Source organism: Microbulbifer okhotskensis (assembly GCF_023895975.1).
Taxonomy (GTDB): Bacteria; Pseudomonadota; Gammaproteobacteria; order Pseudomonadales; family Cellvibrionaceae; genus Microbulbifer; species Microbulbifer okhotskensis.
Genome location: NZ_JALBWM010000590.1, coordinates 1 through 211 on the forward strand (window position 1 = coordinate 1; position 211 = coordinate 211).

Here is a 211-nt window from a genome sequence, read left to right on the forward strand (position 1 = left end):
TTCCTGAGCCGCACGCAGGAAGCTGACCACCGACTCGGATATGCCCGCCGCGGTATCAATCACCAGCACATCAATTTCGTCGGCGATATCGGTAAAGGCATGAATCAGCTCGGCATGTTCATGCACGCCCAGCGCCGTCATGGATTGAGTACCGGAGGATGCCGGCACTATGCGGACATTTTCCCCCGCCTTCAACATCACATCGGACAGC

1 pseudogene is annotated in these 211 nt (G+C 57.3%); it reads right to left on the minus strand.

Features of this window, described 5'->3' with window-relative positions:
- Nucleotides 1–211, minus strand: a pseudogene (locus MO867_RS23375) (MinD/ParA family protein); the annotation flags it as partial.